Below are 14,376 nucleotides of genomic sequence, written 5' to 3' on the forward strand. Positions count from 1 at the left end.
GCAGAGGTCCGGGATCCGCGGGGGTCGGAGCCCCCGTCCTCCGCCGCGTTTGCAGCCCCCCGCCCCCGGGATCAAGGGCGAGGGTTGCGGCTCAGTCCCGCTCGCCGCGCGGACCCCCGTGCCGGTGCCAGCCGTGGCCGTGGTGCGGGCGCATCGGCCGGGCCAGCACCAGGGCGCGGCGCCGCTGGTCCTGGTCGAGGGTGGCGTAGAGCGGGCCTGAGGCGTCGGCGAGCTTGCGCAGGGCCTCGGCCCGGGCGCTCGCCGCGTCCGCCATGGCGCGCAGCGCGCCCGGCGCGTCGTCGATCATCCGGCCGCGCTCGGCCCGCGCCTCGCGCTGGTCCTGCTTCAGGCGCGAGAGGTCGCGCATCGCCGTCTCCACCGGCGGCCACAGCTTCTCCTGGTCGGGCGTCAGGCGCAGCCCCGCGTGCAGCGCGGCGATGCGCGCGTCCGCGAAGGCGGCGCGATCCTCCTTCGAGAAGGCGCTCCAGCGTCCGCCGTCCCGGCCCTCGCCGCGCGGGCCGAACGGGTCGGGCCGCGCGTCCCGCGCGGCGGCCGCGCCCGCGAGGCCGAGGGCGGCGACGCCCGCCAGGAGGACACCCTGAATCACGCTTCGGGTCATGCATCTCTCCATCGTTCGCGTCGGCAGGGACGCCGCGTGCCAGAATGGCGCAGCTCTCATGGCGCCGTCCTGTCCGGACCATGACATCGCGTTCATGTGCGCGATCGTGCGCGATCGGGCGGGAGCGTCCTTGCGCCCGGCCCGTCTCCCGCTTGTGCATGCAACACTGTTACATTACTGGCGCCCGAGGCGTGCGGCGGGAGGTTCGGGGATGCGGAGAACTCGGGGGATGGCGCGGGCGGCCCTGCTCGGGCTGGCGCTCCTCTGCGGCACGCTGCCGGCCGCGGCCGAGCCGCTGCGGGCGGTGGCGACCTTCTCGATCCTGGCCGACCTCGTCCGCGCGGTCGGCGGCCCGGACGTCGCGGTGACGAGCCTCGTCGGGCCGGACGCCGACGCGCACAGCTACAACCCCTCGCCCGCCGACTCGCGCACCCTCGCGCAGGCGCGGATCATCGTGGTGAACGGCCTCGGCTTCGAGGGCTGGATCGACCGGCTGGTCCGGGCCTCGGGAGCGAAGGCGCCGGTCGTCGTCGCCTCCGCCGGCGTGAACACCATCGCGGGCGACCCCGAACACGATCACGGCGGGCACGATCACGGGCAGGATCACGGGCCGGGTTCCGGGTCCGCTCCCGGAGCGGCGTTCGACCCGCACGCGTGGCAGAGCGTGGCGAACGTGCGGGTCTACGTCGCCAACATCCGCGACGGCCTCGCCAAGGCCGATCCGGCCAACGCGGAGGACTACGCGCGCCGGGCGGGCGCCTACCTCGCCGAGCTCGACCGCCTGGAGGGCGACATCCGCGCCGCCATCGCGGCGATCCCGCCCGAGCACCGGCGGGTCATCACCACGCACGCCTCGTTCGGCTATTTCAGCGCGGCCTACGGGCTGACCTTCATCGCGCCGCAGGGCGTCTCGACCGCGAGCGAGGCGAGCCCGAAGGATGTCGGGCGGATCATCCGCCAGATCCGCCGCGACAAGGTCCCGGCCGTGTTCCTGGAGACGATCGCCGACCCCCGCCTGATGCAGCAGATCGCCCGCGAGAGCGGGGCCCGCATCGGCGGCCGGGTCTATTCCGACTCGCTCTCCGGTCCGGACGGCCCGGCCCCGACCTATCTGGCGATGATGCGCCAGAACCTGCGGGCCTTCGCGGCGGCGCTCGGGCCGGGCTAGGCGCATGGGGGCCCGCCCCCCGGGCGCCTGGACGGGGAGGCACCCGGGGCCTACCGAGGGCGCCATGCTCCATCAACCGGACCGGCCGGACCCCCGCCTGGATCACGTGGGCGAGCGTCTCGCGGCGGCCCGCTCGCTCGACGACATCGTGAGCGCCCTGAGCGCGTGCACGCGCGCGGCGATCGGCTGCGACGGCGTCGCGGTCATCCTGCGGGATGGCGGCTTCTGCCACTACGTCGCCGAGAACGCCGTCGAACCGCTCTGGAAGAACCGGCGCTTCGCACTCGACGGCTGCGTGTCCGGCTGGGCGATGCTGAACGGCGCGACGGCGGTGATCCCGGACGTCGCCCTCGATCCGCGGGTCCCGGTCGCGCCCTATCGGCGCACCTCGATCCGCAGCCTCGTCATGGCCCCGATCGGCGAGCCGGAGCCGGTGGCCGCCCTCGGCGCCTACTGGTGCGCCTTCGTGTTCCTCGACGCGGTCACGGTCGGCCGCGTCGAGCGCCTGGCGCGTCTGGCCGGCGACGCCCTGGCGCGGATCCGCGTGCGGGACGCCGCGGTCGCGGCCGCCGAATAGGTTCGGTCCGTCCCCGTGCGGTTGACCGAGATTGGCCGAGGTTGGCCGAGGTTGGCCATGACACAGCGTGAACCGATGGTTAAGAGGCCGGTTCTAGCCTGACCGACTGACAGGCCGGGCGCTCGCGCCCCGGGTCCGAGGAGAACGCGTGGCTTGGGGTGCGGCTTGGTGGGACTCGGCCCGGGGGCCTGACCGCTGGCGATTCTACCGGCTGCTCGGGCGCGAGGCGGCGGGCCTCGCGCGCGCGGCCGCCGCGCGGCTCTCCGCGCCGCCCGACATCCTGGCCCGGGTGCGGGTGAGCGGGCTCGTGATCGCGCCGCACGACCTGCGCACCGCCGACGCCACCTTCGCGGACGACATCTATGCCGGGCTCTTCGTCTTCGCGGGCCGGTCGCTGGCCGCGAGCGGCGGCTCGCCCTTCGACTACGCACCCCCGTCCGAGGCCTGGGCCGAGGTCCTGTACGGCTTCGGCTGGCTGCGCCACCTGCGCGCCGCCGACACCGCGCTCGCCCGCGCCAACGCCCGGGCGTTCGTGGCCGATTTCATGGCTGGGCGCGGCGACCCGGCGCTCGCCCGGCGCACCCCGGTCGCGGCGCGGCGGCTGATCTCCTTCCTGTGTCAGTCGCCGCTGGTGCTGGAGGGGGCCGACCACGGCTTCTATCAGGCCTTCCTCAAGGCGATCGCCCGCAACGCGCAGCAGCTGGAGCGGGACCTGCGCCGCGGGGTGCCGCCGCAATGGCAGCTCAACGCCGCGGTCGCGCTCTGCTACGCGGGCCTGTGCTGCGAGGGCATCCAGCCCATCCTGCGGCGGGCCACCCGGGTCCTGTCGCGCGAGCTCGACCGCCAGGTGATGGCCGATGGCGGCCACCGCTCCCGCGACCCGCGCTTCGCCATGGAGTTGCTGCTCGACCTGCTGCCGCTGCGCCAGAGCTATCTCAGCCGCAACGTCGAGCCGCCGGGCGCGCTCATCCGGGCGATCGACCGGATGCTGCCGCTGCTCCGGCTGCTGCGCCACGCCGACGCCTCGCTCAGCCACTTCAACGGCATGGGGGCGACCGCCGCCGACCAGCTCGCCACGCTGCTCGTCTACGACGGGGCGCTGGCCCGCCCGCTCATGCACGCGCCGAATTCCGGCTACGAGCGGCTCGAGGCCGGGCGGGTCGTGGTGGTGGCCGACGTGGGCGCGAGCCCGCCGCTGCTCGACTCGCGCAATGCCGGGGCGGGCTGCCTCTCCTTCGAGATGTCGAGCGGGCCCCAGCGCATCGTGATCAATTGCGGCCTGCCGGAGAGCGGGGGGGACCTGCGCCGGGTCGCGCGCTCGACCGCGGCCCACTCCACCGCCTGCATCGACGACGCCTCCTCCTGCCGCTTCCTCGGCTCGGGCGGGTGGTGGGGCGAGCGGGCGGCCGCCGCCTGGCTGGTGCGCCGGCTCGGGCCGGTGGTGCTGCGCGGTCCCCGCGACGTGCGCTCCGAGCGGACCGAGACGGCCGACGGCCTCGTGCTCGCCGCCCGCCACGACGGCTACGCGCCGGATCTCGGCCTCGTGCACGAGCGGCGCTGGGTGCTGGCCCCGGACGGGGCGCGGCTCGACGGCACCGACGCCTTCCGGCGGGCCGGCCGCGGGGCCGGCCGGGCGCGGCCCCGCGAGCACGCGGTCGCGGTGCGCTTCCACCTGCACCCGGCGATCGCGGTGCGCGGCGCCGGCGCGGAGCTGGAGCTAGCCTCGCCCTTGGGCGAGGTCTGGCGCTTCTCCGCCGAGGGCGGCGCGGTCGCGATCGAGGAGAGCGTCTACTTCGCGGGCCTCTCGGGCGCGCGGCGCACCGACCAGATCGTCCTGCACCTGCGGCTCGGCATCGACGGCGAGGGCAGCGAGGTGCACTGGTCCTTCCGCCGCCTGGCCGCCGCCCCGGGCCGGGGCTGACGCGCGCTCCGGCGTCGCAAAGCTCCGTTAGGCTTGCCGCGCGTAAATCGTTGTGGACGCACGGTTGCGGCGGCATCGTGGGGCACCTGTCCAGCGGAGCCCCGCCCGTGCCCTCTCTCTCGACCCGGCTGATCCCGCCCGCGATGCTGGACGTGATCAAGCGCTCGCCCGCCCTCTACGGCGTCGGGCGCAAGGCCCGCTTCGCGCTGGGCTCGCGCCTCGGCGCGCGCCCGGTCGCCGGGATCGGGCGGGCCCACTACAACGACTTCATGCTGACCTCGACCGCCCCCGACAAGGTCGCGAGCTACATGGCGGGCGCCGAGCAGTTCGTCGACATCCTGGAGGCGGCCGTCCGCGAGGCCGGGCGCGACTGGGACACGATCGGTCGGGCGCTGGAGATCGGCTGCGGCTACGGCCGCATCGTGCGCCGGCTCTCCCGCCGCCTTCCGGGCGAGCGCATCGCGGTCTGCGACATGATCGAGGAGGGCGCCCGCTTCACCGCCTCCGAATTCGGCGCCGCGCAGGTGCCGGTGATGGAGCGGGCCCACCCGAAACCGTCGGACACCTACGACCTCGTCTACCTGCTCTCGGTCTACACCCACCTGCCGCGCGCCGTCGTGCACGCCAACCTCGCCGACGTGGCACGCGCCCTCAAGCCCGGCGGGATCGTGGTCTTCACCATCCACGGCCAGGGCTCGGCCGAGCAGGCGGAGCGCTACGAGCAGTTCTGGCTCGACAAGCCGGCGGTGCTCGCCGCCCTGGCGCGCGAGGGCTACTACTACGCCCGCTACCCCTACTACACGGCCGATTACGGCCTGACCTGGTTCAGCCGCGCCGCCGTCGAGGCGCTGGTCGCCGAGGCGGCCCCCGACCTGGAGCCACTCTCCTACCGGGCGATGCAGCTCGACGGGCACCAGGACGTGTTCGTCTACCGGAAGCGCTGAGCGCGGGGCGGGATCGTCGCGAGGCTCCCTGGCCGGCCCGGTCCGTTCCGTGCTACCGGCCCGGGAAATCGCCACCGACGACCAAGACGTTCGCCATGTCGCATGATCAGGTGCGGGTTGCCCGCGCGCTCCTCTCCGTCTCGGACAAGACCGGGCTCGTGGATTTCGCCCGCGCGCTCCACGCGCGCGGCATCGAGCTTGTCTCGACCGGCGGCACCCACCGCGCTCTCACCGAGGCCGGCCTGCCGGTGCGCGAGGTCGCCGACCTCACGGGCTTCCCCGAGATGATGGACGGCCGCGTCAAGACCCTGCACCCGGCGGTGCACGGGGGCCTCCTCGCCATCCGCGACAACCCCGAGCACCAGGCGGCGCTGGCCGCCCACGGCATCGGGGCGATCGACCTGCTGGTGGTCAACCTCTATCCCTTCGAGGCGACGATCGCGGCCGGCAGACCCTACGACGACTGCGTCGAGAACATCGACATCGGCGGCCCGGCGATGATCCGCGCGGCCGCCAAGAACCACGGCGACGTGGCAGTGGTCACGGACGTCTCGGACTACGCGGCGGTGCTGGCGGCGCTCGAGGCCGGCGGCGGCTCCCTCTCCACCGCGCTGCGCCGCAGCCTCGCCCAGAAGGCCTACGCCCGCACCGCCGCCTACGACGCGGCCATCGCGAACTGGCTCGTCCAGCACGTCGAGGCGGCGGGCCCGGCCCCGTTCCGGGCGGTCGGCGGCAGCCTCGGCCAGACGCTCCGCTACGGCGAGAACCCGCACCAGAGCGCCGCCTTCTACCGGGCGCCCGGCACGCCGCGGGCGGGCGTCGCCACCGCGCGCCAGCTCCAGGGCAAGGAACTCTCCTTCAACAACTTCAACGACACCGACGCCGCCTACGAGTGCGTCGCCGAGTTCGATCCGGCCCGCACCGCGGCGGTGGCGATCATCAAGCACGCCAACCCCTGCGGCGTCGCCGAGGGGGCGGACCTGCTCCAGGCCTACGAGCGGGCGCTCGCCTGCGACCCGACCTCGGCCTTCGGCGGCATCGTGGCGCTGAACCGGACGTTGGACGCCGAGGCCGCGCGCAAGATCGTCGAGATCTTCACCGAGGTGATCATCGCGCCGGACGCGACCGAGGAGGCCCGCGCCATCGTCGGCGCCAAGAAGAACCTGCGCCTGCTGCTCGCCGACGGCCTGCCCGACCCGCGCGCGGCCGGCGAGACCGTCCGCACGCTGTCCGGCGGCCTGCTGATCCAGGGCCGGGACAGCGCGGTCGTGGACGATATGGCCCTGAACGTCGTGACCAAGCGCCAGCCGAGCGAGGCCGAGTACGCCGACCTGCGCTTCGCCTACCGGGTCGCCAAGCACGTCAAGTCGAACGCGATCGTCTACGCCCGCGGCGGCGCCACGGTCGGCATCGGGGCCGGGCAGATGTCGCGGGTCGATTCCTCGCGCATCGCCGCCTGGAAGGCGCAGGAGGGCGCCGAGCGCCTGGGGCTCACCGAGAGCCTCGCCAAGGGCGCGGTGGTGGCCTCCGACGCCTTCTTCCCCTTCGCGGACGGCCTCCTGGCGGCCGCCGAGGCCGGCGCCACCGCGGTGATCCAGCCGGGCGGCTCGATGCGCGACGCCGAGGTGATCGCGGCGGCCGACGCGGCCGGGCTGGCAATGGTGTTCACGGGCGTCCGCCACTTCCGGCACTAGGAGCACCTCACGACGCCCGATCACCGGGAGCCCTCCCCCTGCACGCGACGGTGCAGCGGGCGTTTCGTGAGAGGCCCTGCGCCGCGCCATCCCCGCTCCTCGCCGTGCGGGGAGCGGGGATTCGCGCTTCGCGGCGACCTGTCGGGACCGGCCCGCGTGGCCGGGCATGCCCGCGCCCCAAAGCATCGTCCCGAAAGCTGGCTTCCGGCTTTCGGAAAAGAGGATGCAGAATCAAGAGGCTGGGAGCATCGGCCCGGATCCCGTATCCAGGACGACGCTCCGGGGTCGGGGATCGTCCCGGCGAGGCGCGGGCGGTGGAGCGGGGACGGCGATGGCGGGCGAGGGCTTCGGGCGGACCAGGGACGGCGAGCCCGTCACCCGCTACACGCTGGAGCGCGGCCCCCTGCGGCTGCAGGTGATCGATTACGGCGCGGTCGTCACCCGGCTGGAGGTGCCGGACCGGGTGGGGCGGCGCGCCAACGTGGTGCTCGGGCTCGACACGCTCGCCGGCTACGAGCGCCTGAGCCCGCATTTCGGGGCGGTGGCCGGCCGCTTCGCCAACCGGATCGCGAACGGCCGCTTCGACCTCGACGGACACACCTATCACCTGCCCGTCAACGAGCCGCCCAACACCCTGCACGGCGGCCCGGAGGGCTTCGCCCACCGGCCCTGGCGCGCGACCGCGGCGGAGGCCGACCGCCTCGTCCTGGCGCGCCGCTCGCCGGACGGCGAGATGGGATTCCCCGGCACGCTCGACGTGGAGGTCGCCTACAGCCTGCCCGAGGACGGGCTGGTGCGGATCGACTACGCCGCCCGGACCGACCGCCCGACCGTGCTGAACCTGACGAACCACAGCTACTTCAACCTCGCCGGGGAGGGGGCGGGCGACGTGCTCGGCCACGCCGTCGCGGTCGAGGCCGACGCCTTCCTGCCGATCGACGCGACCGGCATCCCCACGGGCGAGGTCCGGGCGGTCGCCGGCACGCCCCTCGATTTCCGCGCGCCCGAAGCCCTCGGCGCCCGGATCCGCGCGGGCGACCCGCAGATCGTGCGGGGCAAGGGCTACGACCACTGCTTCGTGCTGCGGGGCGAGGCCGGAACCCTGCGGCCGGCCGCGACCTGCCACGATCCGGCGAGCGGGCGCCTGCTCGCGGTAGCGACCACGCTGCCGGGATTGCAGCTCTACACCGGCAACACCCTGGACGGCACGCTGGTCGGGCCCTCCGGCCGCACCTACCGCGCGGGCGACGGCGTCTGCTTCGAGACGCAAGGGTTTCCGGACGCGCCGAACCATCCGGGCTTCCCCTCCTGCGTCCTGCGCCCGGGCGAGCGCTTCACCGCCACGACGACGTGGCGGTTCTCGGCTGCGTAAGGATCGTCAAGCCGCACTGTGGCGGCAGCGACCGCCGAGGTTTCGGTAGCGGACGCTGCGCAGGCCGGCCTCGAACCAGACCTGCCCCGGCCGGCCCGGATCGTAGGCGTAGAGGTTGATCCGTGTCTCGTCGTCGGGGGCGCCGAGCACGGCGGGGTCGGCCGCGCGGTCAAGGCTCCAGCGCGGCGCGGATTCAGGCCCGAAATCCTCCTGCGCGCCGTCCTGCTCGCGCCGGAACACCAGCGCGTAGCCGGCCGGCTCGACGCGGAAGTAGAAGCCGACCAGCGGCGTGCGGTCGGCAAAGTTGGTGAACTCGCAGTAGAGCGTCGGCGCGCCGGACTTCGGCGCCCCGCCCTGAGCCGCGGCGGACGGGGCGGTCCGCGTCGGCACGGACCCGCGCTCCGGCTCGGGCACCGGCCGGACGAGCCAGACGACGCAGGCCAGCGCCAGCACGGCGGAGGCGGCGAGGGCGGCGTATCCGGTTCGCGTCACGGCGGGACCTCGGCTCGCGCCGCCCGACCCCTACTCGGCCGGGGGCCGGGCCGCCTCGCGGAAGGGATGGGCCGGGTAGGTGCCGACGACCTTCAGCTCGCGCGAGAAGTAGTCGAGTTCGTCCAGCGCCCGGGCCAGCGCAGGGTCGTCGGGGTGGCCGTCCACCTCGGCGTAGAACTGGGTCGCGGTGAACTGCCCCTCGACCATGTAGCTCTCGAGCTTCGACATGTTGACGCCGTTCGTGGCGAAGCCGCCGAGCGCCTTGTAGAGGGCCGCCGGGATGTTGCGCACCCGGAAGATGAAGCTCGTCACGAAGGGCCCGCCCTCGTTCTCCGCCACCTCGGCCTCGGGCGCGAAGACCACGAAGCGGGTGGTGTTGTGGGCCTCGTCCTCGACGTCGCGTGCCAGGATGTCGAGCCCGTAGACGCCCGCCGCCATCGCGGGCGCGAGCGCGGCCATCGTGCGGTCGCCGGCCTCGGCGACCTGTCGGGCGGCCCCCGCGGTGTCGCCCGCCACCACGGGCGCGAGCCCCAGGCGCCGGATGATGCGCCGGCACTGCCCGAGCGCGTGGATGTGGCTGTGCACGCTCCGGAGCTCCTCCAGCGCCACGCCCGGCAGCGCCATGAGCTGGAAGTGGATCGGCAGGAAGTGCTCGGCCACGATGCTGAGCGGCGAGGTCGGCAGCAGGTGGTGGATGTCTGCGACGCGCCCCGCGATCGAGTTCTCGATCGGGATCATGGCGCGGGCGGCCCGGCCCTCCGTCACCGCCGCGAAGGCGTCCTCGAAGGTGGGGCAGGGCAGGTAGGTCCAGCCCGGGAACGCCTCGGCCGAGATGATGTGCGAGTTGGCCCCGGGCTCGCCCTGGTAGGAGATGGTCTGGTTCATCGTGGCATCGCGGCGGCGTCAGTTCAGGCGGCGACCGGCCATCACGGCGCGGGCGCGTTCGAGGTCGGCGGGCGTGTCCACGCCGAGCGGAAGGTCGTCCACCACGACGGCGTCGATGCGCATGCCGGCCTCCAGCGCGCGCAGCTGCTCCAGCCGCTCGCGGGTCTCCAGCTCGCCCGGAGGGAGGGCCATGAAGCGGGCGAGCGCCGCGCGGCGGTAGGCGTAGAGGCCGATATGGTGGAAGAGGGGACCCTGTCCCCAGGGCGCGCGGGCGCGGGTGAAGTAGAGGGCCCGCAGGCGCCGCGGGCCGACCCGGTGGCCGACGAGCTTGACCACGTTCGGGTCGTCCGCCTCCTCCGCGCGCTCGATCTCGGCACAGAGCGTGGCGATATCGACCGTGCGGTCGGCGAGCGGGGCCACCGCGGCGCCGATCGCCGCCGGGTCGATCGTCGGCAGGTCACCCTGCACGTTGACCACGACGTCGTGGTGGCCGGCCGGATCGACCTGCTCCAGCGCCTCGGCGAGCCGGTCGGAGCCCGACGGGTGGTCGGCCCGGGTCATCACGGCGAGCCCGCCCACCGCGTGGATCGCCTCCGCGATCGCGGCCGTGTCGGTCGCCACCACCACGGGGCCGATCCCGGCCTCGACGGCGCGACGCCAGACATGGACGATCATCGGCTCGCCCGCGATGTCGGCGAGCGGCTTGTTCGGCAGGCGCGTGGCGGCGAGCCGCGCGGGGATGAGCACCAGGGGATCGGACACGGGAGGATACCGGGGTGGTCGGGCGGCGCTGCCTTAACAGGCGGTTTCCGCGTTGTCATTTCGCGGGGTTCGCCGCCCCGGCGGGGCCTCGTTGCGGGGCGCGGATGAGACAGATCCGCACCGGGGGCAAGCTTGACGGCGTTCCGGCATTGTCAAGATCGCCCCGGAGCGGCTAAGGCACCCTCGAAATCTTCCAATGTCCGGCGTCCTGCCCCGTCACGCCAGCGGAGTTGAGTGAGCATGGATTCGTTCGAGCTGAACAAGGTCGCCGGTGCGGTCTTGGGCGCCGTGTTGTTCGCAGTCGGATCCGGCTTCGTCGCAGAGCTGATCTATCACCCGAAACCTGCCGGCAAGGCGGGCTACGAGCTGCCCGAGCCGCAGCCGGAGAGCGGTGCGCCCTCCGAGGCCGCCAAGGTCGAACCGGTCGCCGTGCGGCTCGCCAGCGCCAACGTCGAGAAGGGCCAGGGCGGCACCAAGGCCTGCCAGGCCTGCCACAGCTTCGAGAAGGGCGGCCCGAACAAGGTCGGCCCGGACCTCTGGGAGATCGTGGAGCGCCCGAAGGCCAGCCACGGCGGCTTCGAGTACTCGGCCGGCCTGAAGGAGAAGGGCGGGGCCTGGACCTACGAGGACCTCGACCACTTCCTGGCGAGCCCGAAGGGCTTCATCAAGGGCACCAAGATGGCCTTCGCGGGCATCTCCTCGCCGCAGGAGCGCGCGAACGTGATCGCCTACCTGCGCACGCTCGCCGACAGCCCGAAGCCGCTGCCCGCCGCCGACAAGGCCGAGGCCAAGCCAGCCGAAGCCAAGCCCGCCGAGGGCAAGGCCGCGGAGGGCAAGCCAGAGGCCAAGCCGGCGGAGAAGCCCGCCGAGACCAAGCCGAGCGCGAGCCAGCCGGCCGCCGGCAAGGCCTCCGAGGGCAAGGACAGCCCGGCCAAGCCCGCCGACACGAACACGGCCGAGCCCGTGCTGGAGAAGGCGCCGGGCAGCCCGAAGCCGAACACCGCGACGCCCAACCGCAACGAGCCCGAGCCGAAGCCCGATCCGGCGGCCGGCGGCCCGAGCCAGAACACCCCGGCCGAGGCCGCGCCCGCGGCTCCGTCGGAGCCCGCCGCCAAGCTGCCCCCGGCCAAGGCCGACCCGGCCGCCGAGGACAAGGCGAAGACCCTGCAGGAGCAGGGCTCGACCGGCGGCGAGGCCGGCAAGTAAGGTTCCCGCGAAGCTCTCCCTCCCCCGCAGAGGGGGGAGGGAGATCGCGCATCGCCCCTCATCCCCAGCCCCGCCGCAACCTGTGGACGGGCGCGCCCTCGGCCGCATCCTCCGGCCCCCGCCCGTGTTAGCCAGGGCGCGGACTTACCGAGGCGGCAACCGGATCAGCGATGGCGATCGGCAGCGACGGCACGATCGAGATGGGCACGGGCCTCGACGGCGCCGGCCAGGGCAGCCCGGTCGGGCTGAACCTCGAGGAGCTGCTCGCCACCCGCCTGCTGGTCCAGGGCAACTCGGGCTCGGGCAAGTCGCACCTGCTGCGCCGCCTGCTGGAGCAGAGCGCGGGCCTCGTCCAGCAGGTCATCGTCGACCCCGAGGGCGACTTCGTCAGCTTGGCCGAGGCCTACGACCACCTCGTGGTGGAGGGCACGCACGGTGAGGCCGACCTCCAGGCCATCGCCGCGCGGGTGCGGGCACACCGGGTCTCGGTGGTGCTGAACCTGGAGAGCCTCGACATGGAGGCGCAGATGCGCGCCGCCGCCGCCTTCCTCGGCGGGTTGTTCGAGGCCGAGCGCGCCCACTGGTTCCCCTGCCTCGTCGTGGTGGACGAGGCCCAGATCTTCGCCCCGATGGCGGCGGGCGACGTCTCCGACGAGGCCCGCAAGGTCTCGCTCGGCGCGATGACGAACCTGATGTGCCGCGGGCGCAAGCGCGGGCTTGCCGGCGTGATCGCCACGCAGCGGCTCGCCAAGCTCGCCAAGAACGTCGCGGCCGAGGCCACCAACTTCCTGATGGGCCGCACCTTCCTCGACATTGACATGGCGCGGGCCGCCGACCTGCTCGGCCTCGACCGGCGCGGCGCCGAGCGCTTCCGCGATCTCGGGCGCGGCGAGTTTGTGGCGCTCGGCCCCGCGCTGAGCCGCCGGCCGCTGGGCCTGCGCATCGGCGCGGTGGTCACCGGCGCGCGGGCGGTGGCGCCCGGCCTGCTGCCGCTGCCGGGGGCCGCCGACGCGGATCTGCGCGCGCAGATCCTGGCGCCCGCGAGCGATGGGGGCTTCGTGCTGCCGCCGCGCGCCCGGCCCGTCACGGCCCCGCGGGTGACGCCGGCCGACCTGATGCGCGAGCTCGCCGCCCACCGGCCGGAGACCGCGCCCGCCACCCCCGCCCTCGACCCGGCCGAGAACCGGGCCGGCTGCGAGGCGGTGCTGCAGGGCCTGGTCGCCGACGCCGACGCGGCGCGCCAGCCCGTGGCGGTCGTCTACCAGGACTTCCTCGTGCGCTGCCGCATGCGCGGCCTCGACGGCGACGGCTACGGGATGCCGGCCTTCCGCCGGGCGCTCAGCGTCGCGCGGGCCGGCGTCGAGGCACCCTCCGAGGCGGGTGAGGGCGGCGACGAAAGCTGGAGCGCGGCGACGAACCTCGCCGCCACCATGCCGGAGGAGGTGCAGGGCGTGTTCCTGCTGATCGCCCGCGCGGCGCTCGCCGGCGCGTCCTGCCCCGGCGACGCGGCGCTGGCCAAGGCGATCGGCAGCCGCTCCCCCGGCCGGGCGCGGCGGCTCCTCGGCTACATGGAGAGTCGCGGCGCGGTGGTCAGCCGCACGGATTTCCGCGGCAACCGGGTCATCGCCGTGCCGGGCCTGTCCTGCGAGACCGCGCCGGGCGACCCGAAGGCGGAGGCCGCGCCCGCGGACGCGCCCGCCGAGGGGACGGACTGGCAGCTCTTCGCGGCGGAGTGATACGGTGTCCGGCTGACGGGTTCGGGCCCGCGTGCGTGGACCGGGCCGGACGCCCTCTCCCCGAGGGCGCGGGAACCCGCGCCTCATGCCGAAGGCGTTGACCCCGGGTCGGTCGAGACCCTTACGGAGCAGAGCATGGACGACGCGGTTCTGATCGCCGAACTCGCGGCCTCGACCCACCTGCCGAAGGCGGCGCTCCGCGCGGCGCTGGAGCGGCCGGCGCTGCTCGCGCCCGAGACGCTGCGCCTGGTGGACAAGGCCGCCACGGCGGAGGAACTCGAGGAGGGCGAGGCCAACCTCCTGTTCTGGGGCCTGCACGTGCTGGCGCACGCGCGCGACACGCGGGCGCTCGCGCCGTTGCTGCGCCTGCTCCGGCAGGACGAGGACACCCTCGACGCGTATCTGGGCGACGCCGTCACCTCGACGCTCTCCAAGGTGGTGGCGAGCCTGTTCGACGGGGACCCGGAGCCGGTCTTCGCGCTGATCCGTGACAGCACGGTCGACGACGCCGTCCGACAGGCCCTGTTCTCGGCCTGCGTCACGCTCTGCCAGACGGGCCGGATCGAGCGGGACGCCGTGCATGCCCTGCTCGTGCGCTTCGATGACGCCAAGGCCGCGGTCGAGGAGGGCGCGGCCTGGATCGGCTGGGAGGAGACGATCGCGCTCCTCGGCTTCCGCGATCTCGCCCCGCGCGTCGAGGCGGCCCGGCGCGACGGGCGCATCACCGACGAGATCAGCGACGCGGGCTGGTTCAAGGAAGCCCTGCGCAAGGCGGTGAACCGCCCGGACGACCTGCGGCGCTTCGATGCCTGGAGCTTCGGGACCCTGGACGACCCGCTCGCCGACCTCGCCTGGACCGAGGAGGGCGCGGGGCTGCCCCAGCAGAATCCCTACAGGGACGTCGGCCGCAACGACCCCTGCCCCTGCGGCAGCGGCAAGAAGTTCAAGAAGTGCTGCCTGGACAAGGTCGCGGCGGCCTGACCTGACCGCGTTTCGGCCG

13 protein-coding genes are annotated in these 14,376 nt (G+C 74.2%); 9 read left to right on the forward strand and 4 right to left on the reverse strand.

Annotated elements, in window-relative coordinates; translation table 11 throughout:
* Positions 1 to 91: 91 nt before the first annotated feature.
* Positions 92 to 619, reverse strand: a complete 528-nt coding sequence (locus tag MFF56_RS12300; RefSeq protein WP_066924806.1) for a Spy/CpxP family protein refolding chaperone — start codon at positions 617 to 619, stop codon at positions 92 to 94.
* Positions 620 to 848: 229 nt separating this feature from the next.
* On the opposite strand from MFF56_RS12300, the gene MFF56_RS12305 reads away from it, so the two are divergent.
* The 6 genes from MFF56_RS12305 (at position 849) to MFF56_RS12330 (ending at position 8,295) form a co-directional block, all read left to right on the forward strand.
* Entirely contained in the window at positions 849 to 1,787 is a 939-nt protein-coding gene (locus MFF56_RS12305; protein WP_066924804.1) for a metal ABC transporter substrate-binding protein, read from the forward strand.
* A gap of 64 nt (positions 1,788 to 1,851) precedes the next feature.
* Positions 1,852 to 2,364, forward strand: coding sequence for a GAF domain-containing protein (locus MFF56_RS12310; protein ID WP_066924802.1), 513 nt, complete (start codon positions 1,852 to 1,854; stop codon positions 2,362 to 2,364).
* A 148-nt stretch (positions 2,365 to 2,512) separates the two neighbouring features.
* Positions 2,513 to 4,285, forward strand: coding sequence for a heparinase II/III family protein (locus MFF56_RS12315; RefSeq protein WP_066924800.1), 1,773 nt, complete (start codon positions 2,513 to 2,515; stop codon positions 4,283 to 4,285).
* 107 nt (positions 4,286 to 4,392) lie between these two features.
* Positions 4,393 to 5,229 carry a class I SAM-dependent methyltransferase gene (locus MFF56_RS12320; RefSeq protein WP_066924798.1) on the forward strand — a complete coding sequence of 279 codons (837 nt, stop codon included), beginning with the start codon at positions 4,393 to 4,395 and terminating at the stop codon, positions 5,227 to 5,229.
* A gap of 95 nt (positions 5,230 to 5,324) precedes the next feature.
* Entirely contained in the window at positions 5,325 to 6,923 is a 1,599-nt protein-coding gene (gene purH / locus MFF56_RS12325) for a bifunctional phosphoribosylaminoimidazolecarboxamide formyltransferase/IMP cyclohydrolase (RefSeq protein WP_066924796.1), read from the forward strand.
* Positions 6,924 to 7,254: 331 nt separating this feature from the next.
* The gene (locus tag MFF56_RS12330) at positions 7,255 to 8,295 is read left to right on the forward strand and encodes an aldose epimerase family protein (protein ID WP_066924794.1); all 1,041 of its coding nucleotides are present in this window, start codon (positions 7,255 to 7,257) and stop codon (positions 8,293 to 8,295) included.
* A 6-nt stretch (positions 8,296 to 8,301) separates the two neighbouring features.
* Here the strand turns inward: MFF56_RS12330 and MFF56_RS12335 are convergent, their stop codons facing one another.
* From MFF56_RS12335 to MFF56_RS12345, 3 genes are read right to left on the reverse strand one after another with little or no spacing between them, the layout of a single operon-like run.
* Positions 8,302 to 8,787 (reverse strand): hypothetical protein, encoded by a 486-nt coding sequence (locus tag MFF56_RS12335; protein ID WP_066924792.1) that lies wholly within the window; start codon positions 8,785 to 8,787, stop codon positions 8,302 to 8,304.
* A gap of 30 nt (positions 8,788 to 8,817) precedes the next feature.
* Entirely contained in the window at positions 8,818 to 9,672 is an 855-nt protein-coding gene (locus MFF56_RS12340; RefSeq protein WP_066924790.1) for a prephenate dehydratase, read from the reverse strand.
* Between the two features lie 18 nt (positions 9,673 to 9,690).
* Entirely contained in the window at positions 9,691 to 10,434 is a 744-nt protein-coding gene (locus MFF56_RS12345; RefSeq protein WP_066924788.1) for a 3-deoxy-manno-octulosonate cytidylyltransferase, read from the reverse strand.
* A gap of 240 nt (positions 10,435 to 10,674) precedes the next feature.
* On the opposite strand from MFF56_RS12345, the gene MFF56_RS12350 reads away from it, so the two are divergent.
* The 3 genes from MFF56_RS12350 (at position 10,675) to MFF56_RS12360 (ending at position 14,357) form a co-directional block, all read left to right on the forward strand.
* Positions 10,675 to 11,640 carry a c-type cytochrome gene (locus tag MFF56_RS12350; RefSeq protein ID WP_082773211.1) on the forward strand — a complete coding sequence of 322 codons (966 nt, stop codon included), beginning with the start codon at positions 10,675 to 10,677 and terminating at the stop codon, positions 11,638 to 11,640.
* A gap of 200 nt (positions 11,641 to 11,840) precedes the next feature.
* A complete protein-coding gene (locus MFF56_RS12355; protein ID WP_238230094.1) occupies positions 11,841 to 13,376 on the forward strand; it encodes a helicase HerA domain-containing protein in 1,536 nt (511 codons plus the stop codon).
* Between the two features lie 135 nt (positions 13,377 to 13,511).
* On the forward strand, positions 13,512 to 14,357 hold the full coding sequence (locus MFF56_RS12360; protein ID WP_066925527.1) for a DUF1186 domain-containing protein: 846 nt from the start codon (positions 13,512 to 13,514) through the stop codon (positions 14,355 to 14,357).
* Positions 14,358 to 14,376: the final 19 nt, after the last annotated feature.

Source organism: Methylobacterium hispanicum, assembly GCF_022179285.1.
Classification (GTDB): domain Bacteria; phylum Pseudomonadota; class Alphaproteobacteria; order Rhizobiales; family Beijerinckiaceae; genus Methylobacterium; species Methylobacterium hispanicum.